We start from the raw sequence: 24246 nt of genomic DNA, 5'->3' as shown, positions 1-24246 counted from the left end.
CGACTCCTCATGAACAAAGGTGCAGCGGCCTTAGGCAAGCCGCTGCACCATGCCCCAAATGGATTCCGACGATTAGCGCAGCAGGCCGAGCACGTTCTGCGGGATGGCGTTGGCTTGGGCGATCATCGCGGTACCGGCCTGTTGCAGGACCTGGAAGCGAGACAGTCGCGAGGTTTCTTCGGCAAAGTCGGCGTCCATGATGCGGCTGCGAGCGGCTTGCTGGTTTTCATAGCTGACGCGCAAGGCCTGGATCTTGTATTCCTGGTTATTCATCGTTGCACCGGCCGATGCGCGGGAGTCAGAAACGCTGGTCAGTGTCGTAGCGTCAGAGGTCGAAGATACAGCGACCGAGGTGAAGGAGCCGCCCTTGGCAATCGCGTCAGCCTGGATGGTACCGGCTTCGGCGACCAGCAGTGCGATTTCTGCATCGCCGCCACCCATCTTGTTCAGTTCGATGATACGCGTCACGATGTCGCCCACGACCGAGAGAGCACCGTCACCAATCTGCGCTGCCGAGATCGCATCCTGAGCTTGGCGGATTTCAACAGCGGTTACACGTGCCGAAGCTTCCTTCTGCATACCGGAGGCAAGACCAGAGGCGTCGTCCTTGGCAGAGTTAACCCGCAGGCCGGAAGACAGGCGCTCAATGGCGGAAGAGAGGCCGAGGGAGTTCTTGGCCAGGTTGCGCTGAGCATTGAGCGAATAGGTGTTGGTGTTAATTTGCGACATTTTGCATCTCCTGATTAATGAGTACTTGGGATCGGTTACAGGCTTTTCGGCTTTTGCCGCCCCGGTTGTACGGCGATTAATTCGCTGACAAGTCTATTATCGACGTTACTGGCAATAACTTTAGCTTGTTTGTGATGATTTATCTTGTCCGACTCAATTTGGTCGATGTGCCATCAGCCATTCGTCCAGGTGATCCTCAAGAATGTAGGCTCGGAGAACCCATTCCCGCATGACGCGTCCTTCTCGCTCGCGTGCATCAGGATCATGGATGCGCTCCTGCAGAGCCTGAATCCACGCTGCTGGCGTGTTTTTTACCCGGCAGGCGGGGCTGTTGCGATATGGAGCTATATCGGTACAAACCACCGGAATGCCGAGAATGCCATATTCAAGCAGGCGAAGATTGCTTTTGGCACGATTGAAAGGGGTTTCGGCCAAAGGAGCCACCGCAATATCGAAGTTCAGGGATGCCAAGTAGGCCGGGTAATCGGCAAGCCCAACCATCGGATGATACTCGGACAGTAGCGGGCGGATCGATTCCGGGCACATGCCCATGAAGATCCAGTCGGCATCATCGCGTGTTGCCGTAATGATTTCTTCGAGCAGTAGCAGGTCATCTTGGTGGGTGGTGCCACCGGCCCACCCGATACGGGGTTTTTTGCCAGTGCGTTTCTGGCTGCTCAGCGGAAGCCAGAGGGCTTGTTCGAGCCGGTTCGGAACGACCTTGATGTCTTTGACGTGGTGATTGTGATGCTCTGCCAGATAGTCTGTGGATACGATCAAGCGATCACAGTGGGCCAGCGAATGCTGGATGCGTTCAGCAGGGTTCGGTGGGATGGTGGCACGCAAAGGGTTGCTTGCTGCTAGGCCACTCATCAGGTCGTCCAGTGTCTGAATGACGAAAGGACGGGGGGTGATATTGCGAGTTTCTCGCAGTTCGTGGAGGCAGGAGTCCCCCAGATAGTTTTGTACGACCAGGACATCGGGTGCCAGACGAATCAATTCGGCAGGGGTGGCTGGTCGGAAATTGCTCTGATCCCAGATGCAGCGCTGGATTTTCCCTTCGGCATGCAGGGCGTCGAGGGGGGCCGTGACGCGATAATAGCCCTGGCCGTTGGTGACCGGTCGGGCAAGTATGCGCAGTTGCTGGTTGGGAACAACATGCCAAGGGGGGAGATGTGACGTTTCCAGTCCGGGAATTCGGCCAGCCAGTGAAAGGTTCGGATTCCAGAAGGGGTCAATCGATGCCTTGGAACGCCAACGTTCAATGAAAATGTCGCGTGATCTGAATTGTTTCAGTTGCTTGCGGGCAAGGGCTTCCTGGGGCTCCGGCAAGGCGCCCGCCGTGGGGGCCTGATAGACAATGTTGGATAAGGGTTGATAGATCAGTCTGTCACCTTGCCTCCGCAATTTGAGTCCGAGATCGGCCATGGCCAGGTCGGCGAGCACTATGTCCTCGTCCATGCCACCGGTTCTGATGTAGCTTTTTCTGTTGACGAGGAATCCGCCTTTCGGGATGGCGCCGACATCCCGTGTTGTCTGCAACCAATTGAGGGCAACAGCGGTGCCGTATTTGACCCGTCCCCGATAAGGCGAGTCGACTAAGCCGTTCAGGCCAAGTACGGGTCCTGCACAATTGATCAGGGATGAGCCTGGCTGTATCTGGCAGGGGAGAACCGCGCCAATGTTCGGTTGGAGGGCGGTGCGCAGCAATTCTTCCAGCCAGGTATCCTGGATGATCTGTACTTCCTCGTCGAGCAGGGCGAGGAACTCGGTCGTCGCTGCCTGCGTCGCGTGGTTGCAGAGTGCCGAATAGGTTTGCGGCGGGGCTGGGGAGAGTAGCTGGATGCTGGTCTTGAACTCGCCTCGCCAACGTTCGATGTGGGCGAGTAGTTCCGGATCCGAATCGCCAGATGCCTTGCAGATGATGATGTTGAAGGCAGGATAGCGCGTATAGCGATGGATGGTTTCTACGCAGCGGACAATGCTCGAATGCAGGAAATCACTGTCCGAAATGATGGCCAGCGTGATCTCCGGTGTGCGTTCCAACGGGTAACGGATGTGCCAGCTGCTTGGGCCGCTGTCAATGAGGTCTGCAGCGATGCCGCGCCTCTGGAGGTGGGCTCGTATCGCCGTGCGGCAGGACGGGGCGCGGTCCGTTCCGTTCTTGGGGAGGCTGATTAGAATGTCCGGGATGTGATGAAGCGTATCCCAGCCATCCTGTTCGGCAATTGCCAGCAGTTTGTCGAACCATGGACTGACTGAATCGTGCGCCTCGGCGGTGGCAAGCCACTGTGTCCGGCGCATGCAGAGCGGACCTGCGAGGTCGCTTTCGATCAGCGCAGACGGGTTGATGCCAGGTTTTAGCCTGGGCGATGAGCGTTTTCCGCCATCATCGTCGTATAAATCGTCGTCGACAAAAAAGGCACTGCAATTGATGTTGCTTGCTGCAGTTTTTGCGATCCGCCACAAGTACAAGGGATCGAGTCGGGCACCAGCCGGTAGTTCGATTACAAAGTCATACTCGCCGTCTGTGACGAGTTTCCGGGGCAGCGCAGCAAACGCTTCCTCATTTGAAACGGTATGCCAGCCGATGCAGGGAATGTCGGCTAGTCCCTCTGGTTCTGGCAACGAAGTCAGGATGTCGAGGTGCCAGCCGCTATGGATTTGTCCCGCCAGGGAATCCAACGTGGAGGCCAGGCCGGAGGCCTCCTCGGACGTCACCCGGATGATGATCTGGAAGGTGGTCAAGCCTGTGTCTTGGCAAACGCCATCTAACGGACTTTGTGCGATAAGTAGATCACGCCTATCGAGCCAGCGCAGGTAATCGTCGTCTCGGCAGTTGCTCTTCGTTGTGCCGGATTGCCTTTGGCTTACCGCTAGCAGGCCTGGGGATTGATGGGTGATCGCACAGAGTCCGGTTTCCGCATATGCTTCCCGGAATCGCTCGGCGGCAGCAGGTCTTTCAGCCAGGGGCAGAGACCACATCGCCTGTGTTTCGTTGAGCAGTGGCTTGCCGTGGGTCCGTAGATGCTCGGCCTTGCGATAGACGGATTCCACCATTGCCTGGGTACGTGCCCAGGATTGGTCCCGGGCAGCTTCGTGAGCGGCCGGGGTCCAGCGCAGACTTTGCTTTGCCTTTTCCAGCGCATGGGGTTCGCCGTAAATGGCCAGACCGGGAATGCGGTGGTGTGGATCGTCCTCGGGCAAGGGCATGTAGCTGCTCCGGACAAGCAGTACAGGGCAGCCGCAGGCTTGCGCCTCGCTGATAATCCCGGAGGGCTCGTAGCAATACAGTACCTTGCTGCGACGGAGGATGCTGGCGATTTCCTGCGGCGTGCGCTTGACCTCCTGACCGAGGCTGATCAGTTGTTCGTGTTCGGGCAGCAACGGGTGCTGTCCGAGGAAGTACTTGTTGGCGTAGTAGCACTCGAGCGTGCGCGCTTCGTCGTCCGGATTGTCGTCGTTATGGAAAACGCTTTCATCGACCGGGTGGATGAATAGCGGCTGGCCGCTCATCTGCGGCGGCAGGCACCAGGCCTCGTAATAGAAAATCAGGTCTTCCGGCTCGAAGTCGATGTCCTTGCCCAGATGGCCGGGGACATTGAGCAGCCAGCGGGCAATCAACGGGGTGTTGGCGGGGTTGTTGGAGACCACCTCCGGGTATAGGGTGACCGGTGTCTGGCCGGCCAGGAAGTGTTCTTCCAGTCGCTTCAGGGTGAGCACCGGGGTGCGCAGCCGCGGCGAAGCGACCTGGGTGCCGACCAGATAGGCCTCCTCGCCCATTTCGTTGAGGATGTGGCAGAGGTAGTGCAGTACGCGGATGCCGCCGGAGCTGTCGCGGTAGTCGGGGGCGTAGATGTAGAACGGCACGTTGCTGCGCTCGTTGATCGAGCGCGGGCGCTTGGCGGCAGGGCAGAACGTGGCGTGATGATGATCGGTCATGAGGGTCTTCGCGGCAGGGGCGTTGGTCGGTCGGCGATTCGGTTTTCCGGGTCTTCTACTCGTCGATCGTGAACCTGCGGATCTGCGCCTGGTGGCGGCTGGCGTGCAGGAAGAAGAAGTTGGTTTCGACGGTTTCCTCGGTCATCCGGGTAAACGGGAGCAGCTTGCTGCCGTCGCTGGTGAAGGCGCGGTAGCCGTGGCCGGCGAGCAACTCGAAGATCTCGTTCGGGTTGTAGCCGTACTTGGCCGACCACTTGCGCAGGATTTCGGCGAGGATGATCGGCTGATCCCGGGCCAGGGTTTGCGGGGCGCCTTGGAAAACGCGCAGCTCGGCGCCTTCGACGTCGCACTTGATGAAGTCGGGCGGCGCCAGGCGATGCTCGGCGACGTAGTCGTCGAGGCGGTGCAGCTGGCACTCGACTTCGCTGACGTCCGGGCGGCCCGTCAGGTTCACGCCGGAAGCGTTGCCCGAGCAGGCTTCGTAGAAATAGAAGGTGTGCGCGCCGCGGCGCTCGGCGAGCGCGACGTGGTGGGTGCGGATGTTGGTGAAGCGGTTGAGCGCGATGTTGCCGGTCAGGTGCTGATAGGTTGACGGGATCGGCTCGAAGCACTCGAAGCTGGCATGGCGATAGGTGGCGGCCAGATTCAGCGAATGCCAGCCGATGTTGGCGCCGATGTCGTAGAAGTGGCTGCAACCCTCGAACAGCTTGAACATCATGCGCGACTCGCGCGGCTCGAAGTCGTTGAAGTTGAAGGTCTCGACCGGCGGCGAGCGGTGGTCGCCCGGCTGGCAGCGGATGCGCACGCCGGTGCTGCGGGTCGTGAACACGACGCCGGACGCGTCGATGCTGATCTCGCGGATGTCGGTCTCCGGCAGCATCGCGGCGTACTCGAACAGTTGCCGGTGGTAATCCTGGTAGGCCTGTTCGATGTACCGGGGTTTGTCGACCTGCCCGGCGGCGAAGTCGCTCCTGAGTTGCGCCAGCTTCATTGGATGCATTCCTGATAGTGTCGGATCGTTCTTTGGAATCCCGCGAGCGGGTCTATTGTCATTTCCCAGCCCAGCGCACGCAACTGGTCGACCGAGGCGTCGGTGCTTTTGAAATTCACCCGGGTCATCGCCTGTGCCGGGCTGGTCTGGCGCTCGACCTGGCCGAGCGGCCGGGACAGCGCGCGGTCGTTGAGCAGCGTGGCCAGCTCGAGGATGCTGATCGGTGCCGGCGAAGCGACGTTGAGGACGGCACCGGGCGCGGCCTTGGCCAGCGCGACGAGCAGGCCGCGGACGAAGTCGGCGACGTAGAGGAAATTGCGGACGGCGCTGCCGTCGCTGGTCAGGCGGATCGGTTCGCCGGCCAGCAGCGCCCGGACGAAATCGGCGTAGGAGCGGCCGTCATCGAGCTCGAAACCCGGCCCGTAGGTGATCGACGGGCGCAGGATCAGGACCGGGATGCCGTATTGCTGCTGGTAGGCGAGGCAGAGCATTTCGCCGAAGCGCTTCGATTCGAGATAGCAGTTGCCGAGTTCGGTGCAGCTCAGCGGGCCATACTCGGATTCGCTCGACGGCCGTTGTTCGTCCGGGATGAAGCCGGTGACGCCGGTGGTGCTGAGATAGACGAAGCGGCACGCGGGATTGCGCCGCCGCAGCTGTTCGAGCAGCGCCTGTGTCAGGATCGCGTTCGGCGTCAGCACGTCGACCGGCGAGCCGGCGAAGTGCTTCGGGCTGGCCCGGCTGGCGCAGTGCAGTACGAGGTCGAAATCGGCGGCGGCGAGCGCGGTGGCGGCATCCTCGTCGACGGCGAAGCGGCACGGCAGGCTGGCGTGCTCGGGAAACTTTTCCTGCAGCCGGCGCGGGTTGCGCAGATGGGCGGTGAGCTCGCAGCGCAGGTGGCCGCCAGCGATCAGGAAGCAGAGGAAGTGCACCAGATACCAGCCGATCTGGCCGCTGGCGCCGGTGACGTAGATCCGCCGGCCCTGCAGCGGCTGGTAGAGCGACTCGACCGCGGCCAGGGCGGCGAAGTCTTCGCGCATCGGTGTCGTGATCATCGGCGGTTGATTGCCTGCGCGTGCTGCAGCAGGGCGTCCTGGCGGAGGGCGTCGACGTCGATCGTCGCGATGTTTTCGGTGTAGTGGCGGATCAGCTTGCGGATCGAGATGTCGATCGGTGAAAAATCGAGATTTTCGAGGGTCGACCGTAAACGTTCGTTGTCGCCGGTGTAGGGGCGGCCCAGGCCGGGCGTCGCGATCGTGTAGCCGCGGTCGATGCCGAGGTTCTGGTCGACCAGTTCGACGATCCGCGACAGCCTGACCGATTCGTCCGGGGTGACGTTGAACTCACCCTGGCGGACGTTGCCGTCGATCAGGCGGTCGACGATCGCGCAGAAATCCTCGACATCGAGGTAGTCGTAGAGCGCGTCGCGGATCAGGGTGATCTCGAGGCCGGCCAGCCGCTTGGCGATGGTGTTCGAGATGAACTTGTAGCGGTAGTCCTCGTGCCGGCCGAAGATGCCGAACAGGCGCAGCGTGACGACGTCCTCGAGGTGCCGGGCGTGGCTGGCGATGACGAATTTCGAGAAACCCTGGCTGTCGCTCGGGATGTGCTGGCCGAGGTAGTCCTCGCGCATGTTCTCGACCCAGTTGTCGCGGTTGTAGCTCGAGCCGCTGCACAGCGTATACAGGAGGGCGCCGGCCGGGCGATGGCGGACAAGGTTGAAGAACATGCGCAGGTTCTGCTCGCAGACATCGCTGTCGTAGCCCTTGCCGACCGTGTTCGAGGTCGCCGAGTGGATGATCAGGTCGGGCTGCGCCGCCGCCAGGCAGGCGGCGACCTGGCTGCTGTCGGTCAGGTCCAGTTCGGCCTGGCCCGGACTGAACAGCGTGAAATCCGGGCGTCGCGCCAGCGACTCGCGCAGGTTGCGGCCGACGAAGCCTTCGCCGCCGGTCAGGAGGATGCGTTTCATGTCAGTGTAGCCACTTTCCCTCGATGGTCGGGATGATCTCGCCGGTCGACGCCGGCACGTTCAGATCCATGATTGCCAGGAATCTGTCCCAGCCGCCTGATATCCGGTATTCGTGACATTTTTCCAGGTGCGCGGCGGCGCCTTCAGTATCGCCTTCCTTCATGCGTACGTAGCCCAGGCAGAGGTTGGCCATCAGGTGGTCGGGGCGCAGGTTGAGCACGTTGCGGAAGCCGGCGGCGGCGGTGGCCAGGCGGCCCAGGCGCAGGTCGCTGTTGTAGAGGAAGTTCAGTTCCAGATTGAAGACGTATTGCATGTCCTGAATGTAGTCGGCGCTGAAGTCCGGGGTGTTGATGACGGCGGTCCGGTAATCGGCGCCCAGTACGTTGCCCGAAATGTAACCCTTTTCCGAGGCGATCTTGTGGATTTCGCTGCCGACTACCGGGCTGGCACAGACCACGTGATACCAGTTGGCCGGGATCGTGCGCAGGTTCAGTCGCGCCTCCTCGATGTCCTGGCGGGTTTCGCCGGGCAGGCCGATGAGCACGTTGGCGTTGGTGTAGATGTCGAGCTTGCGGCAATCCTCGGTGACCTGACGGGAAATGCTCATCTTCAGCGGTTTCTTCATCTGGTGCTTGAGGACCTTCTCGCTGCCGCTCTCGAGCGGCAGCACCAGCTGGTTGACGCCGGCCCGCTTGAACGCCGACAGCGTCTCGTGGTCGAGCGAATAAAGCGTCAGGCCGTTCTGGAAGATGGCGTTGAGCTTCTCCTGCTCGATGAAGCCGAGGATCGTCAGCACCCGCGCCTTGTCGGCCATGAAGTGGTCGTCCTGGAAGATCAGCGTTTGCGCGCCATAGTCCTTGACCAGCCGGCGGATGTCGGCGAACACCCGGTCGGTCGAGTGATAGCGCATCTTCCGTCCATGTACCTGGTGCGAGGCGCAGAAGGTGCAGTGGAAGGGACAGCCGCGCGAAGTCATGATGTGGTAGCCGGTACTGTCCGAATGCGCCGCATAGGAGGTCATCACCGGATTCAGGCTGTGCCGGCCGTGGTCGCACAGCGCGTAGTCGTAGAACGGGATTTCGTCGAGGTCGACGATGAAGTCGTGCTTCGGGATGAAGAAATCTTCCAGCTTGCGCGCGGTGATCCACGATTCGGATCGTTCAACGTAGTCCTGCGGCGATTCGGCCTCGATCAATCCCAGCATCGGTTTTTCGCCTTCGCCGAAACACAGGGCGTCGAAATAAGCGAAGCCGCCGGTCTGGTGGATGTGCTGGTAGGAGTTGGTCGGGATATTGCCGCCGCCGACCAGAAAGGAGTCCGGCCAGAGTTCCTTGACGGCTGCGCCGAGTTCGATGAAGTTCTGGTAGGACGGGCTGAACAGGCTGGAGATGCCGATGATGTCCGGGCTGAAGTCGGCGACGAAATGCTCGGCCAGGTATTTTTTGGCGAAGCTGGCGAAATCGGGGTAGTCGAACTCGTCGAGTGCGCTGACCTCGACGTTGAAGTCCACCAGCCGGATATCGAGGCTGTAGTGTTTTTTCAGGTAGGCGGACATCGACAGCAGGCCCAGCGGCAGGTCGGTGGCCAGGCTGTTGACGATGCGTCCGTTCTTGATCACGGTGCGCGCGTTCTTCGGCGGCGAAACGTAGGACTCGTACGAGATGTGGACGGGTACGAGGAAGAGCATTTTCTTTTTGGGTTCTTTGACCATTTGGGGCTCCTGTTGGTGTCTGGGCTGTTGTTGTCTGTGGCGCAATGGTCGGTTGCCGTGTCTCCGGCAATCACTCTGTGGGGGGGAACTGCTCCGCGTGGTAGTGGATCGGCAGCGACTGGATCCGGCTGATGACTTCCTTGGGGTAGATGCCGGGGACCATCACCAGGATCACGTCGATGCCGCAATCGGCATCGAGCAGGATTTCCGGTGGCCTGATCCTGAGATGGGATATCGGCGAAAACTTGTCGTGCTTGAATTTGGCCGAATCGATGATGCAGTCGATCAGCCGGTGATCGGCCAGCGAGATCAGCGCCAGCGTCCGGTGTCCGGCGCCCCAGACGGCGATCCGCTTGCCTTCGCCGGCCAGGCTGCGCAGCCTGGCGTTGAAGCGCTCGACCAGGCCGTCGAGCGCCTGCTTGCTGCTGGCGATGGCGCCGCGCGGGCGCTTGCGGGCGACGATCTGGATGTCGTACTGGTTGTTGATGATCTGGCGCTCGAGCAGCGTGAAGCCGGTCAGGCGCAGCGCGGTTTCCAGGCTTTCGGCGGTGAAGTAGAGCAGGTGATCGGCGACGAATTCGTGCGCCGACTGGCTGTCGAGCAGGAAATCGAGGTTGGGTACGGTGAGCAGCAGGCGGCCGTCGTCGGGCAGCAGCGCATGGCATTTCTGCAGGAAGGCCCGGGCGTCGGGCTGGTGCTCGAGGTAGTTGAACGAGACCAGCAGGTCGTGGCGACCATGGTGTTCGGCACCGAGATCGAGCAGGTAGGTGTCGCTGACGCCCTCGGGCAGCGGAGTGGCGGCGGCGAATTCGATGCCGCTGGCGGCGAATCCGGCCTCGCGCAGGAGCGGCAGGTTGTCGCCGCCGGCGCAGCCGATCTCGAAGGCGCTGGCGCGCTCGCCGAAGCTGGCGCGCAGTTGCCGGAAGAGGGCCAGCCGCTGCTCGCGGACGACCGGCGACAGCGAGGCGGCGGTGATCACCTGGCGGTAGTAGTCGACCGCCTCGTTGCGCAGTTGCGTCAGCCCGCAGTCCGGGCATTCGGCGACTTCGAGGACGATGCCGCGATCGTCGGCAAACTCTTCGGGCGTCGGGTAATACTGCGCCGCCTTCGGAAATGGGCCGATGGCGACTACGTCGGCGGCACTCAAGGGCGCGCGGCAGAGGCGGCAGGGGAAGGGCGTGGTGGTCATGCGTCGGGGGCCAGGTCGAAACTGGGTTTGCTGGCGGCCACCGCTTCCCAGCGGCTGCGGTTGAGGCCGAGGTTGTAGGCGGGCAGGCCGAGTTTGACGCAGGTCTGGCAGACGCCGGCTTGCGCCTTGCCCTGGCCGATCTGCGCCTTGCTGGCGGTGAGGAAGTTGGCGGCGACGATGTTGGGGCCGCGATTGAAGGTGGTGCAGCAGATCGGCACGCTGAGGTCCCAGTTGATGATCGTCTGGTTGGCGAGGAAGGGGCAGTCGGCCGGGGACATCTGCGGACTGTCACGGTCGGCCGGGCGCGCAGCGGCAATGCCTTCCTCGACGCTGACCAGGAGCTTCGGTTCGAGCGCCAGCGTGCTCGGGCTGGGACGGCCTTCGAGCTTGTCGATGACGCGTTCGAGCGGCATCACCAGGGCGAAGGTGGTGGACAGGAAGAAGCCGAGTTCGGCGCACAGCTCACGCATCTTCTGCAGGTTGCGGCCGTTGTTGTTGTTGTACAGGTGGTAGTTCACATCGACGACGGTGTCGAGCCGGTACTTGTCGATGTAGTACCTGAGTCTGAGCAGGTTGGAGCGGACCAGATGAATATTGCCGCCGCTGTGCGTGTCGTTGTAGGCCTCCGGGTAATAGCCGGAGAGCGAGACCTTGAGGTATTCCGGGTTGTGCTGCATGACTTTGTGCAGCAGCGCCTCGTTCTTGATCGACAGGTTGCTCGACAGGGCGGCGGCGATGCCGTGCCGGTGCAGGTAGTCGACCATCTCCGGCAGCGCCGGGTTGAGGAAGGGCTCGCCCCAGCTGTAGAGGCTGACGTGGGTGACCAGGTCGTTCTCGGCGACGATCTTGTCGATGACCTGGCGATAGGTCTCGAAGCTCATCTGTCCGCGCGCGTACTTCTCGCCGCCGGCGCCGTGGGCGCAGGAGAGGCACTTGAGGTTGCAGGTGCCCATCACGTCGACGGTGTAGAACAGGTCGCAATAGCCTGAGTAGTTGATGAAGCTGTCGGCCGGGAAACCGTAGCCGAGGAGCTGGCGGTTGATTTCCGCTTCTTTGGTCGAGGCGGCGACGACGATCTTCAGCCCCGGGTGCTGCGCCCGCAGTGCCGGCAGTCCGGCCGGCGGGTGGCAGGGCAGGCCGGCGATGCGCTGGCCGGCGAAGGCCGGGTCGGAATCGATGAAACCGAGTACCGCGATGCCGTGGGTGCGGCACAGCCGGACCAGGCCGAGGCCGGTCATGCGGGCGCCCCAGATCAGTACCGGTACGTCGGCGAGCTGGGCCAGCAGGTCGGCATGGCGGGCGTTCATGTCACCCTGCCGGCGGCGAATTCGGCTTCGTACCAGGCGAACAGCCGGCGTACCGAGGCTTCCATTGGCGTGAAGTCAAAGCCGCCGATGGCTTCGAGCAGTCGCCGGTTGTCGCCGGTGTACACCGAGTTGATCTCGCCATTGACCACGGTCAAGGTGTTTTCGCGGCCGCTTTCGCGGTCGATGATGGCGGCCAGGTCGACCAGGCTGCGCGGGATCGAGGTGCACACGTTGTACGACTTGAAGGCCGTCGGCAGCGTCAGGAAGCGTTCGGCGATGTGGGCGAAGTCCTGGATGTCGAGGTAATCGAACACCGAATTGCGGTTGACCGTGATCGTCCGGTTGCGGATCGAGGCGCAGATGTTGTTCGAGATGAAGCGACGGGTATGGTCCTCGTGCTCGCCGAAGATGCCGAACACCCGCAGGTTCACGAAATCGTGCGGCGAGCGCTCGATGTCGCGGGCGATGCAGAACTTGGAAATGCCGTAGGTATCGCCGGGAATGTTGCTGCCGAAATAATCCTCGGCCATCATCGGCTTGTAGTACGGGATCGCGTATTCGGCGCCGGAACCGATGTTGAGCAGGCGGCCGAACAGGCCGGCGCAGCGTTCCAGGTTGAAATGGATGTGCAGGTTGGTTTCAACCGACTGGATGTTGATCGCGCTGTTGATGACAACATCGGGGCGGTGCTCGCGCAGCCAGGATTCGACGGCGCCCTGGTCGAGCAGGTTGAGTTCGGCGCGGCGCGGCGCAAGCACGGTGTAGGGGCGGGTCGCCAGGTAGGCGGTGAGGCCGCGGCCGATGAAGCCGTTGCCGCCAAGGACGAGGATCTTCATCAGCGCGACACCTCGGCGAGCAGCGGACGGATCTTGTCGAGCAGGACGGCCTTGTGCGGGTCGAGGTCTTCCTCGACGCAGACCACCGGTGCGGTGCAGTTCTTGCAGAAGTTGATGTCGCAGCGCTTGCCTTCGAGCATGGCCACCTGCAGGGCGCGCAGCTGCTGGCCGTTCCAGATGTCCTTGACCGACATCTGCTCGACGTTGCCGATGACGACCTTGCGCGGCCAGTCGAGCGTGCACGGGCTGGTCGTGCCGTCGCAGTTGAAATGCAGGTACATGAAGATGAACGGGCAGACATCCTTGTCGGCCTTGACCTTCTGCGCGTACATGCCGGTTTCGCTGACCTGGTTCTGCTTGTCGAGCTGGACCTCGGCCCACTGCGGGACGACCTTCTCGATGAAGATCTCGTCGCAGATGTTGCCGAAGGTGTCGAAGAAGTAATTGCGCTCGGCCTCGTCGAGGACGAACTTCTGCAGGATGTCGCGCGACAGGGCGCTGGTCTGGTCGGCGATCTTGACGTAGATCTTGCAGTCGCCGCGGATCGAGTACAGGTGCCTGACGCCTTCGACGATCGCCGCAAAGCTCTGCTTGACCCCGGCCACCTGGCGGTAGCGCTCGTCCGACAAGCCTTCGAGCGAGATGTTGATTCGCTGCAGGCCGCTGTCGATCAGCGCCTGGTTGAGCACCGGTTCGAGCTGCGAGGCATTGGTGAACAATTCGACGATCTCGGCGGTACCGCTGTCGCGGGCGTAGCGGATCATCGCCGGCAGGTCGGGGTGCAGGGTCGGTTCGCCGTGGTTGCCGATCTTGATCTTCTTGATTTTCTGGTCGAAGGCCTTGAGGTCGTCGACGATCTTCTTGAACAGTTCGAGCGACATCATGCCGCGCTTCAGGCCGACCGCCTTCATTGCCTGGCTGTCGGCCTGGAAGCAGAAGCTGCACTTGTAGTTGCAGACGCTGCAGACGTCGATATGCACCGAGAACGGCGTGCTCAGCGGGACCTGGTCTTCCAGCGGCACCTTGGCCGCGGAATGGATGCGCGGCTGGATGACGGCGGCGATGTTTTTCTCTGTCACGGCGATTGCCTTTTGTGGGGTAACTCAGTGATGGGGGACGTTTTCGGACAGCACCTGCCAGCGCTTTTCCAGCATCTCGATGCGGGCGTTGTCCTCGCGGTGGATGAAGCCGTGGTAGTCGCGCTTGTTCTGCAGCCAGAGCAACTCGAAATGCACGGCGACGCGCAGGCCTTCGTGCATCTCGGCGATATCGAGCGCGTCGGCGCCGAAGATCACCTTGCGCGTCTCGAAGCGGGTCAGGTGGCTTTGCCGGATGTCTGCCAGGAAAGGCAGCGCATCAGCCGAGACGCCGCCGCCGACGACCAGGTCGAGGCCCTTGTCGCGGCACTGGCGGGCGGCCTCGTGACAGAACTCGGACATCCCGGGCGAGTTGACCGCATCGCGGCCCCAGTCCAGTGAGCCGACAAAGTCGACGCGGCCGAAGACAATGCCTGCCAGGCCGCCGGCGACCGCCATGCTGGCCATTTCCGGCAGGGATGTGAAGGTCGTGTGGGTTTCCAGATTGAACAGGAATTCAGTGTCCTGTTGTTCATCCTGCGAATAGACATGGTCCTTGGCGTGGATGAACTTGCTCAGCGCATACGGGGTTTCGACCATCGGCGCGATGATGTACTCGACGCCGAACTGCTTGCTCTCGATCAGATCGCGCATCGCTTCGCAGCCGCCGACCTTGAGCCCGATCTTGAGATCGGCCTTGCGGGCAATTTCCATCAGGCGCAGCAGTTCGTCCACACGCGTTCCTTCGGCTTCGAATTCGGCTTTGACGGCAACGCAGCCGTAATCGTTCTTGAGTGCCTTGAGAAGACTCAGCATCTTGCGTTCGCAATTATTCATGGTGTGGCCTTTGCTCAATCGTGGATAACAGGTTGAAGATTTCCGCGTGATGCCGAAGCGTCAGTGTACAGGCGGATTTCCGGACGCCGTCGTCGTAGCCGCCGGCGAAGAAGGCGAAATCCGCTCCGCCGGCCTCGGCCAGCGCCTGGTCGACCCGGCTGTCGCCGACCACCAGGCTCTCGCTGGGATGGCTGCCGAGCGCATCGAGGCAGGCATGCAGGTTGTCCGGGTGCGGCTTGGCGGTGGGCAGGTCGTGGCCGGCGCAGACCGCCGAGAAATATTCGCCCAGCCCGGTTTCGGCGAGGACCTTCTCCGCCAGCGGGCGCGGCTTGTTGGTGCACAGGCCCAGGCGGGTGCCCGCCGCGCGCAGCCGGGCCAGAGTCTCGCGGGCCGCGGGGTAGAGCGTCGCCGGGTCGGTCGGCAGGGCCTGGTAGCTGGCGCGGAAACGTTCGAGGAAGGGCTGCGCGTCGCCCTCGGGGATACCCAGAGCGGCGGCCACCATCGCCTTGCCGCCGACGCTCAGCCAAGGCAGGTAGTCGTCGCGTGCCAGTGGCGGCAGCGCCTGCTCGGCACGCAGGCCGTTGAGCAGCGCGGCGACGGTCGCGGCGCTGTCGACCAGGGTGCCGTCGAGGTCGTAGACGATTGTTGAGTACATGGTGGTTCTTCAGCCGTTGAGGCGGTTCGCTGCAAGTTCTGCTCGGTCCAGGAAGGGCGACATGTCGTCCAGTGCTGGTGTACTCATCGACCCGTCCGGCAGTTTTCTTGAGGCCAGTTTGGGTGAAAAAGCTTGCGCAGGGTCGACGACGACCTCGATCAGCGCCGGCCCGGGGGCCGCCAGCAGGGCTGAGGTCTCTGCCGCCTGCCAGCTTTTGGCGCTGTCCACCCGACGGGCGGAGATGCCCAGGGCGCCGGCGAGGGCGACGAAGTCGGGCAGGCTGACGCCATCGTCGGGGCCGATGCCGAACATGTTGTCCTGGAAGTAGGTGGCCTGGGTCTGGCGGATCGAGTGGTAGCCGGCGTTGTTGAGGACGATGACCTTGACCGGCAGGCGGTAGCCGACCAGGGTTTGCAGTTCCTGCAGGTTCATCATCAGGCTGCCGTCGCCGGCCAGGCAGATCACCGGCTGGCGGTCGCGGGCGATGCAGGCGCCGATGGCCGCCGGCAGGTCATAGCCCATCGAGGCGTCGCCGGAGTTGGTGAACAGCCTTTGTCCGGCCTGCAGCCGGGCCGCCTGGAAACCCATCACGCAGGCCGAGCCGTTGCCGGTGACGACCACGGCGTTGCGGTCCAGTCCGGCGAACAGCAGTTCGATGAAGTGGTAGGGGTTGAGCGGTCGGTCCGACGTCCGCTGCGTGGCGTCGACGACCGGGTAGCGGACGACGCGCTCGCGGCACCAGCGCAGGTAGTCGGTGTGGGCGGCCGGCGGCGCGTAGGCGTCGAGCCGGGCCAGCCAGGCCGGGATGAAATCGGCCAGGTCGGCGTGGATCTTGTGCTCGATCGACAGCGTCGGCTTGTCAAGTTCGGCGGCGTCGATGTCGACCATGAACTTGCGCGCGCCGGCGGCGAAACTGCGCCAGTTGTAGCTGACCTGGCGGATGTTCAGGCGGCAGCCGAGAACGATCAGCAAGTCGGCGTTCTGCACCGCGAAGTTGCCGGCGCGGTCGCCGACGGTACCGGGGCGGCCGGCGTAGGCCGGATGGTCGTCGGTCAGGCTGTCGTGGGCGTTCCAGCCGGTGACGACGGGGACGCCGAGCTTGTCGCAGAGCGCGATGAATGCCTCCTGCATGCCGGCCAGGCGGACCCCGGTGCCGGCCATCAGCACCGGTCGCCGGGCAGCGGCGAGCGCCGCCGTCAGCGTCTCGAGCTCGGCCGCGAACTGGCGCCGCGGCGGTTGCGCCAGCCAGGCCCGGGTGTTCGGGCACAGGCCGGGATCGTCGAGCAGGGCCTGACGGTCGTCCTCGTTCCAGCCGGGCAGCTGGTCGGGGTCGATCTGCGTGCTCTGGACGTCGACCGGGACATCGATCCACACCGGCCCGGGGCGGCCGCTGGTGGCCAGGAAAAGGGCGCGGTCCATGACCTGGCGGACGGCTTGCGGGTCCTGCAGCGTCGTTGCGTACTTGCAGACCGGGCGGGCCATGCTGACGATGTCGACTTCCTGGTCGCCGAGCTGGCGCAGCGGTTGCGGGAAGTTGCGCAGGTAGGTTTCGCGCTTGACCTGGCCGGAGACGACCAGCATCGCGATCGAATCCACATAGGCGCCATAGACGCCGTTGAGCGCATTGACGCCGCCGGGGCCGGTGGTCACGTTGAGTACGGCGAGGCGGCGGGCGGTGCGGTAGTGGGCTTCGGCGGCCATCGCCGCGGCCTGTTCGTGATGGAAGCAGACCGGCGTCAGCTGCGGGTGGCGGCCGAAGGCGTCGTTGAGGTGCATGGCGCCGCCGCCGGTGACCAGGAAGACGTGGCGGGCGCCGGCTTCGGCACAGCGCTGGGCGATGTAGTCGGCAACGCGCAGGCTGCGGCTCATGCGAAATTCACCCCGAGGAAGGTCTTGATCCGGTCGGCGACGTAGTCGAGCATGTCCGGCGTCAGCGCCGGATGGATGCCAAGCCAGAAGGTGTCGCGCATGATGCGGTCGGCGTTGGTCAGCGAGCCGGCTACGCGGTACTGGCGGCCGGCCATGTAGGGCTGGCGGGTCAGGTTGCCGGCGAACAGCAGGCGTGTGCCGACCTTGTGCTGGTCAAGGTAGCGCAGCAGCGAGACGCGGTCGCAGGGGGCGGTGTCGCGCAGCGTCACCGGGAAGCCGAACCACGACGGTGCGCTGCCCGGCGTGGCTTGCGGCAGGATCAGGAAATCGGCCAGTTCGGCCAGTTGCCCGTGCAGGTGCGCGAAATTGCGCCGGCGGGCGGCGATGAAGCCGTCGATCCGGTCGAGCTGGGCCAGCCCGACCGCGGCCTGCATGTCGGTGATCTTGAGGTTGTAGCCGAGGTGTGAATAGACGTATTTGTGGTCGTAGCCGGCCGGCAGCTCGCCGAGCTGCCAGTCGAAGCGCTTGCCGCAGGTATTGTCGCAGCCCGGGTTGCACCAGCAGTCGCGGCCCCAGTCGCGCAGCGATTCGAGAATCTGCTTCAGTTCGCGGTCGACCGTGAACACCGCGCCGCCTTCGCCCATGGTGATGTGGTGGGCGGGGTAGAAGGAGAGCGTGCCGATGTGGCCGAAGCTGCCGACCTTGTGGCCGTTCAGCGTCGAGCCGAGGGCGTCGCAGCAATCCTCGACCAGCCAGAGGCCGTGCCGGTCGGCTAGGGCGCGCAAGGCGGCGGCGTCGAACGGGTTGCCGAGCGTGTGCGCCAGCATGATCGCCCGCGTGCGCGGCGATATGGCGGCTTCGACGGCGGCCGGCGAGGGATTGTAGGTACCGATCTCGGAATCGACGAAGACCGGCGTCAGGCCGTTCTGCAGGATCGGATTGACGGTGGTCGGGAAGCCGGCCGCCGCCGTGATCACTTCATCGCCCGGCTGCAGCGCGCGGGCGCCGAGGCGGGGCGAGGTCAGCGCGGTGAGGGCGAGCAGGTTGGCGCTCGAGCCGGAGTTGCAGGTAAGGACGTGTTCGATGCCGAGAAAGCCGCCGAGTTTCTTCTCGAAGGCGGCGTTGAAGCGGCCGGTAGTCAGCCAGCCGTCGAGCGAGGCGTCGACGAGATTGACGAACTCGGCGGCACCGAGCACTTTGCCGGACGGCGGGATCGGGGTGGTGCCCGGAACGAAGCTGGCGGTTTGAGTCTTGCGTTCGGCATAGGCCTGCACCAGTTCCAGGATGTGTTGTCTTTCTTGGTCTTCAGTCATTGTTCTTCTTGGGTGTATTGCTCAATCTGGGCCAGGCAGACCGCGCGCATGTCCGCTCCGGCCAGCCAGGCGCGATGCCACTCGACGGTGTGCCGGATGGCTTGCTTCAACGACCATTTGGGGCGCCACTTGAGCATTTTTTTTGCGGCACCGGCGTCCAGGCTGAGCAGCTTCGCCTCGTGCGGGAAATTGGCGGCAGTGTGCGCCCACTTCGCATCGTCGCCCCAGGCTTCGCACAATAGCTTGGCCAACTGCCCGGTGCTGACGCAATCGGAGGCTTCCGGGCCGAAGTTCCAGGCGCGCGCATGTTCGGACGACGCGAACAGGGCTTCGGCGAGCATCAGGTAGCCGCACAGCGGTTCGAGCACGTGTTGCCAGGGGCGGACGGCGTGCGGGTTGCGCAAACTGGCGCAGCGGCCGGCGGACAGATCGCGCAGCAGGTCGGGGACCAGGCGGTCGGCGGCCCAGTCGCCGCCGCCGATGACATTGCCGGCGCGGGCGGTCGCCAGCGGGATGCCAGCCTCGGCCAGGAAGGATTGCCGGTAGGCGGCGCAGACCAGTTCGGTACAGGCCTTGCTGCTGCTGTAGGGGTCGTGTCCGCCGAGTGGGTCGGATTCGCGGAAGGGCTGGCCAAGCTCGTCGTTGGCGTAGCACTTGTCGGTGGTGATGGCGACGATGCTGCGTAGGCCGGGCTGGTGCCTGGCGGCTTCAAGCAAGTTGACGGTGCCCATGACATTGGTCGCATAGGTGCCGACCGGGTCGCGGTAGCCTTCACCGACCAGCGGTTGCGCGGCCAGGTGCAAGATGATCTCGGGCTGCGCCACGCGTAACGCATCGGCGAGTGCGGCTTGATTTCGGATGTCGCCGGTGGTTGAGTGCAACCTTTCCGCGATGCGGGCGCAGTCAAATAACGAGGGGCTGGTTGGCGGCGGTAGTGCATAGCCATGGACTTCGGCCCCGAGCTTGTCCAGCCAGATGGCCAGCCAGCTACCCTTGAATCCGGTGTGGCCGGTGAGAAAGACCCGGCGGCCCTGCCAGAATTTCTGGCTTACCATTTTTTCCATGGGGGAGCGCCGCTTTGCCAGAGCTCTTCAAGCTGCATCTTGTCGCGCAGGGTGTCCATTGGTTGCCAGAATCCCTGGTGCATCCAAGCAGCGAGTTGCCCGCTTTGGGCTAATTGACGCATCGGGGCCGCTTCCCATGCTTGCTTGTCGTCAACAACAAGATCGATGACTTCCGGGCAAAGTACGAAGAAGCCGCCATTGATCAGGCCTCCTTGACCAAACGGTTTTTCTTGGAAGCTGTTGACGTGAATGCCCTCAATATCCAGTGCACCAAACCTTCCGGGAGGCGTGACCGCACAAACGGTTGCCAATAGTCCATGTTCTTGGTGGAATTTGATCTGTGCGCCGATGTCAATATCCGCAACGCCGTCGCCGTAAGTGAAGCAGAACGGCTCGGTAGGGTGCAGGAAATGCCTGACGCGCTTCAGGCGGCCGCCTGTCTGGGTTTGCTCCCCTGTATCGACCAGCGTGACTTTCCATGGCTCTGCATGCCGTTCATGTACCTCTATCCGATTATTCTGCAAGTCGAGGGTGACATCCGAGTTGTGCAGGAAATAATTGGCGAAATACTCCTTGATGACATAACCCTTGTAGCCCAGGCAGATGATGAAATCATTGATTCCGTGGGCCGAATAGATTTTCATGATGTGCCAGATGATCGGCTTGCCGCCAATTTCGATCATGGGCTTGGGTTTGAGATGGGACTCCTCGCTGATACGCGTTCCCAGTCCACCTGCCAAAATCACGGCCTTCATTTGCTGATCACCCGGTTTTTGCCTGTTTGTTTGGCTTCGTACATCGCTTCATCAGCTCGTTTGATAACGCTTGCCTGATTGTCCTGCGCCATCATCTGCGTTACGCCCGCACTGAATGTAATCAGAACTTTCTCGTTGTCATGCAGGAAGAAACGCTTGGTCAGTTCCCGCTGAAGTCTTGCCAGCACGTGGACAGCATCGCCAATTTGCGTCTCGGGTAAGAGAATGATGAACTCCTCGCCACCGAATCGGGCAATTGTATCTTGGGGGCGTAAGGTTTCGCGGCACACCGCAGCGAGATGGATGAGTGCCTGGTCGCCGGCGTCATGACCTAGCGAGTCGTTCAGTTTCTTGAAATTATCGATGTCCAGGAGGGCGACGCAAAGCACGGTATCGTGGCGTAGTGCGCGAGCCATTTCCTTGTCGAACATTTCTTCCAGGCCGTGTCGGTTAAGGACGCCGGTGAGTTGGTCATGGCGTACGAGATCGCTGGTCTTCTCCAGTTCCATTTCCAGTTCGCGGATGCGCTCTTCGGATGCCTTGACCTTTTCCTGAGTCAGTCGGAGTTCGTCGCGGGAGCGTTGCGCATTGATCTGGATGTTGCGGGTTTCCCTCATAACCTCGTCGATGACGTTTTCCAGTTCGGTGATGTTGTCGGCGGCACTGATTTTGTCCGCGTAACGCCCGATCTTGTCGTGATAGTCGGAGGTGGCATCAGCAAAATCTGCGAGATGGTCGACAAAGCCGGTCAGCATTTGCTTGATCGCTTCGCGGGTTTCGAACAGGCTGGCCTTGAGCTGGCTTTGTTTGAACAGCACTTCCTTCAAGCGGCGTTCGGCATCGTCGATGGCTCGTTGCGATAGAGGCTTTTCAATGATGTCGCGGACGACTTCAATTTGTCCGCTGAGCCAGCGATCGTCAATCACCAACTCGGTCATGTTCTCGACTAGGAGTCTTAGCAGTCCGAGCAGACTTTTACGCAGCTCTTGCTGGTCTTCGGCAAGTAGTTCGAGCTTGAAAGCAAATCGTTTCAGGCTGCTTAGAAAATCCTTGAGATCATCGGCTTTACGCGCGCGCCGGACATTTACTGCCAGGTGTTTGGCATCTTGAGCGAGTTGGGGGTTTTCAATCAGCTGCGTCGCTATGGCTGTTTCCAGCGTGAAGGCGAACAACTCTCGCAATTCGCTGAGCAATGTGGGGGCATTGTTGGCAGCTGTGGCAGAAACAACTTCTGAGACCGGTTCGTTTTCTTCTGGAGGGATATCGGTCGGCTTGTCCCCGTCTCGCCCTTGTCCCCAGGAGCGCATTAGGCTCTGCAGGCGGGAGAACAGGTTGTCTGGATTGTTGGCGCTGCCGTTTAGTACATGTTCGAGGGACTCCCTTTTGCGGGCGGCAGTGACGCCCGCGTGTTTGGCTTCCCACTGGCGCAGCAGATCGCCAATAAGTTCACCCCAGGCGAGTTTTTGGGAGTCGATGAGGCCGTTCATGAAGCTTGTCAGGTGCTTTTGATAAGCCTCCCAATCCTGGGCTTTGACTGCTTCGTCGAGCTGACGTGCCAGTCGCATCTGGTCAGGGGAACTTTTGGGCAAAGCGCCGGCGAGCGTGCGCAGGTGCTTCTCCGGGAAGTCCTTGCTGACAGGTTTCGTGCCGGCAATCTCGTGATACAGCGTCTGATAATTGTCGGGCGTTGGTGCAATACGCCGCTGTGCCAGCTGTTTGAGCGTGTCACGGGCAATTTCGAAGGGTGTTGCGGCGTTGCTCATGTCGAGAGTCAGTCGATCGGCTATAATCGCGGCCCGACTTCAGCCCCCATAGCATGAAGGTCGTGCAGTTGATTTGTAATCATCAGGTGTTGGTTCGATTCCGACTGGGGGCACCAGAAAATCGCTTGCTTCTTGCTTGTGACGCCATCCTGACGAATGGCTGTTTCGTCTCCCGGGGTTGTGGCCGCATTCTTTATGGCCGGATTCTACATGCCAAGACTGGCGATGTGGGGCTTTCCGTTCTGGAACTCGTCTTGGTCAGAGCGTCTCTGATTCACATGGCAGATGAGCGGCCTTGCGAGGAAAATGACACCGTAGGGTTGGTTGCCATACGGCGACTGATCTTGCCTTCAGAATTACAGGTGATTGAGTTACCGCGCTGTCGGCGCATAGCCTAGCCGGTGCGACAGGTCTGCCGCCGCCTGCTGCATGGCGCGGGCGGTCGGGCTGTCCCATTCCACGTCGAATTCTCCAACCGAGCCCAGTGAGGTGATGGCGGCGACCATGTGTTCGCTGTGATCATATACCGGTGCGCTGAAACCGTTGATGCCCGGGGTCAGGCTTCCCGTGGCGCGGGAAAGTCCGCGTTCGCGGATTTCGGTAAGCGTCTTTTCCAGTTGGCGACGGCAGGTACCAATCGCGGTCTTGCTGGACTGGGCTTGCTCATGCAATTCCTCGTCAATCATCTTCTTCAAGAATGGCGAGCGATAGAACGCGGCAAAGGCGCGGCCGGTGGCCGAACGGCTGAGCGAGAGAACTGTGCCCGGGCGCAAGGTGATCGTGATCGGGCTGCCGGCGTCCACAATCCGGACGATGGTCGCCCCGTGCGTTCCCCAGACAGCCAGGGCGACGGTTTCATGAATCGTTTCGCACAGCGAATCGAGCACGGGGCCGGCCAGCCTGACCGGGTCCAGCCTGCCAAGCCCGGACAGGCCGAGGTCGAGTGCGTAGGCACCAAGATCGTAACGGCCGGTACCGGCATCCTGCTCGACGATGCCGATACGCATGAAGCTGACCAGGTAGCGGTGTGCCTTTGCTGCCGGCATGCCTGCACCTTTGGCGATGTCGCGCAGCATCATCGATCGATTGTTCCTGGCAAGTACGTCGAGCAGGCGAAAGCCGACTTCGATGGATTGAATGCCTTGTCGTTCACTGGCTACTTTGGTGATCATGGTGCGCGCATCGGGTTAAAGTCCATATTCTATGCATCTATGACGCCCTTGCGTGCGGCAATATAATTGCGCCTCCAATATAGAGGGAGGTGGTATGCGGGCTGTTCTCGTGGCAAATCCCAAAGGTGGGGCGGGTAAGACCACCTTGGCGACAAATCTCTCCGGTCATTTTGCCAATCAGGGCAAGGTGACAACCCTGTGCGATCTCGACCGGCAGCAATCGGCCTTGCGCTGGATGGCCTTTCGCGATCCTGCGTTACCGGCAGTGACCGGCTACTACGGCGGCAACCAGATATCCCTGAGTCTGCCGCGAGAAGCCGACTGGGTCGTCGTTGATGCGCCGGCCGGGCTGCAGGGGTACAAACTCACCGATTACATCCGGGCGGTGGATCGTGTGGTTGTCCCACTGGTGCCATCGGTCTTTGATATGGCGGCGACGGAAGACTTCCTCAATTCGATCCGTGGTGAAATCCGCGGGCAGCGCGCCAAAGTGGCAATCGTCGCGATGCGTGTTGATCCGCGCACCAGGGCAGCGGCAATGCTGGAGGAGTTCCTGAAGCATTTCGATCTGCCCATCGTCGCCTATCTGCGGAATACGCAGAATTACGTCAATGCCGCCGCCGCCGGGGCGACAGTCTTCGATCCGCCGCGGGCGCGCAACAAGAAGGACGTCGAACAATGGAGAACCTTACTTGAGTGGCTGGAGAACTAAATTCCAATAATTTGGCACAAGGGGTTGACGAGGGTGCTGAAGCTCTGCATAATTCGGCCTCTCTGACGGACGCGGGGTGGAGCAGTCTGGCAGCTCGTCGGGCTCATAACCCGAAGGTCGCAGGTTCAAATCCTGCCCCCGCAACCAGCGAAAGTTGTTGGTGTAAGCGGAAGTCAGAGAATGTAGTGAAGCGGTGAGGTGAAAGAAATTTTGCTGAAGTGCTTGACGGGAGTGAGGGAGTGTTACATAATCTCGCTTCTCTGCTGCAGACGAATTGATGTGTTGATTTGGCGCGGCGTTGCTCTTTAAAAGTTTGGACAACCGATAGGTGTGGGTGTCTTGATGCAGTGGTTTCGGCC

The 24246-nt window shown here is 61.9% G+C and carries 19 protein-coding genes and 2 tRNA genes; 3 read left to right on the top strand and 18 right to left on the bottom strand.

Annotated features, from left to right (window positions below; all coding sequences use genetic code 11):
- Positions 1 to 72 precede the first annotated feature (72 nt).
- The 17 genes from Q0799_RS10170 to Q0799_RS10090 form a co-directional block, all read right to left on the bottom strand.
- Positions 73 to 729 carry a flagellin gene (locus Q0799_RS10170; RefSeq protein WP_298397967.1) on the bottom strand — a complete coding sequence of 219 codons (657 nt, stop codon included), beginning with the start codon at positions 727 to 729 and terminating at the stop codon, positions 73 to 75.
- A gap of 153 nt (positions 730 to 882) precedes the next feature.
- Positions 883 to 4671: a hypothetical protein gene (locus Q0799_RS10165; protein WP_298397964.1), complete on the bottom strand. Its 3789-nt coding sequence runs from the start codon at positions 4669 to 4671 to the stop codon at positions 883 to 885.
- A gap of 55 nt (positions 4672 to 4726) precedes the next feature.
- Positions 4727 to 5662, bottom strand: a complete 936-nt coding sequence (locus tag Q0799_RS10160; protein ID WP_298397962.1) for an FkbM family methyltransferase — start codon at positions 5660 to 5662, stop codon at positions 4727 to 4729.
- Entirely contained in the window at positions 5659 to 6714 is a 1056-nt protein-coding gene (locus Q0799_RS10155; RefSeq protein WP_298397960.1) for an NAD(P)-dependent oxidoreductase, read from the bottom strand. Before Q0799_RS10155 ends, Q0799_RS10160 begins: the two co-directional genes overlap by 4 nt.
- Positions 6711 to 7628, bottom strand: a complete 918-nt coding sequence (locus Q0799_RS10150) for an NAD(P)-dependent oxidoreductase (RefSeq protein ID WP_298397958.1) — start codon at positions 7626 to 7628, stop codon at positions 6711 to 6713. The genes Q0799_RS10155 and Q0799_RS10150 overlap by 4 nt, the downstream gene beginning before the upstream one ends.
- Before the next feature lies 1 nt (position 7629).
- Positions 7630 to 9339 (bottom strand): radical SAM protein, encoded by a 1710-nt coding sequence (locus Q0799_RS10145; protein ID WP_298397956.1) that lies wholly within the window; start codon positions 9337 to 9339, stop codon positions 7630 to 7632.
- Between the two features lie 70 nt (positions 9340 to 9409).
- Positions 9410 to 10528 (bottom strand): class I SAM-dependent methyltransferase, encoded by a 1119-nt coding sequence (locus Q0799_RS10140; RefSeq protein WP_298397954.1) that lies wholly within the window; start codon positions 10526 to 10528, stop codon positions 9410 to 9412.
- Positions 10525 to 11835, bottom strand: a complete 1311-nt coding sequence (locus tag Q0799_RS10135; RefSeq protein WP_298397952.1) for a hypothetical protein — start codon at positions 11833 to 11835, stop codon at positions 10525 to 10527. The genes Q0799_RS10140 and Q0799_RS10135 overlap by 4 nt, the downstream gene beginning before the upstream one ends.
- The gene (locus tag Q0799_RS10130) at positions 11832 to 12671 is read right to left on the bottom strand and encodes an NAD(P)-dependent oxidoreductase (RefSeq protein WP_298397950.1); all 840 of its coding nucleotides are present in this window, start codon (positions 12669 to 12671) and stop codon (positions 11832 to 11834) included. The genes Q0799_RS10135 and Q0799_RS10130 overlap by 4 nt, the downstream gene beginning before the upstream one ends.
- Entirely contained in the window at positions 12671 to 13750 is a 1080-nt protein-coding gene (locus tag Q0799_RS10125) for a radical SAM/SPASM domain-containing protein (protein WP_298397948.1), read from the bottom strand. The genes Q0799_RS10130 and Q0799_RS10125 overlap by 1 nt, the downstream gene beginning before the upstream one ends.
- Before the next feature lie 24 nt (positions 13751 to 13774).
- Entirely contained in the window at positions 13775 to 14584 is an 810-nt protein-coding gene (locus tag Q0799_RS10120; protein WP_298397945.1) for an aldolase/citrate lyase family protein, read from the bottom strand.
- Entirely contained in the window at positions 14577 to 15239 is a 663-nt protein-coding gene (locus tag Q0799_RS10115; protein ID WP_298397943.1) for an HAD-IA family hydrolase, read from the bottom strand. Before Q0799_RS10115 ends, Q0799_RS10120 begins: the two co-directional genes overlap by 8 nt.
- Before the next feature lie 9 nt (positions 15240 to 15248).
- Positions 15249 to 17108, bottom strand: coding sequence for a thiamine pyrophosphate-binding protein (locus Q0799_RS10110; protein ID WP_298397941.1), 1860 nt, complete (start codon positions 17106 to 17108; stop codon positions 15249 to 15251).
- Positions 17105 to 18421, bottom strand: a complete 1317-nt coding sequence (rfbH, locus tag Q0799_RS10105; protein WP_298397939.1) for a lipopolysaccharide biosynthesis protein RfbH — start codon at positions 18419 to 18421, stop codon at positions 17105 to 17107. Before rfbH ends, Q0799_RS10110 begins: the two co-directional genes overlap by 4 nt.
- Entirely contained in the window at positions 18418 to 19485 is a 1068-nt protein-coding gene (gene rfbG, locus Q0799_RS10100) for a CDP-glucose 4,6-dehydratase (protein WP_298397937.1), read from the bottom strand. Before rfbG ends, rfbH begins: the two co-directional genes overlap by 4 nt.
- Positions 19470 to 20240: a glucose-1-phosphate cytidylyltransferase gene (rfbF, locus tag Q0799_RS10095; protein ID WP_298397935.1), complete on the bottom strand. Its 771-nt coding sequence runs from the start codon at positions 20238 to 20240 to the stop codon at positions 19470 to 19472. The genes rfbG and rfbF overlap by 16 nt, the downstream gene beginning before the upstream one ends.
- Positions 20237 to 22003 carry a diguanylate cyclase gene (locus Q0799_RS10090; protein WP_298397933.1) on the bottom strand — a complete coding sequence of 589 codons (1767 nt, stop codon included), beginning with the start codon at positions 22001 to 22003 and terminating at the stop codon, positions 20237 to 20239. Before Q0799_RS10090 ends, rfbF begins: the two co-directional genes overlap by 4 nt.
- Before the next feature lie 42 nt (positions 22004 to 22045).
- Here Q0799_RS10090 and Q0799_RS10085 point away from each other — a divergent pair.
- Positions 22046 to 22119 (top strand) — tRNA-Thr (locus Q0799_RS10085).
- Between the two features lie 255 nt (positions 22120 to 22374).
- Here the strand turns inward: Q0799_RS10085 and Q0799_RS10080 are convergent.
- Entirely contained in the window at positions 22375 to 23175 is an 801-nt protein-coding gene (locus Q0799_RS10080) for an IclR family transcriptional regulator (RefSeq protein WP_298397931.1), read from the bottom strand.
- A 94-nt stretch (positions 23176 to 23269) separates the two neighbouring features.
- Between Q0799_RS10080 and Q0799_RS10075 the strand changes: the two genes are divergently transcribed.
- Both Q0799_RS10075 and Q0799_RS10070 read left to right on the top strand, forming a co-directional pair.
- Positions 23270 to 23887, top strand: coding sequence for an AAA family ATPase (locus tag Q0799_RS10075; RefSeq protein WP_298397929.1), 618 nt, complete (start codon positions 23270 to 23272; stop codon positions 23885 to 23887).
- Positions 23888 to 23957: 70 nt separating this feature from the next.
- Positions 23958 to 24034 (top strand) — tRNA-Met (locus Q0799_RS10070).
- The last annotated feature ends 212 nt before the right edge of the window (positions 24035 to 24246 follow it).

This window comes from uncultured Azonexus sp. (assembly GCF_937982035.1).
Classification (GTDB): domain Bacteria; phylum Pseudomonadota; class Gammaproteobacteria; order Burkholderiales; family Rhodocyclaceae; genus Azonexus.
This window is presented reverse-complemented; position numbering and strand designations above follow the sequence as displayed.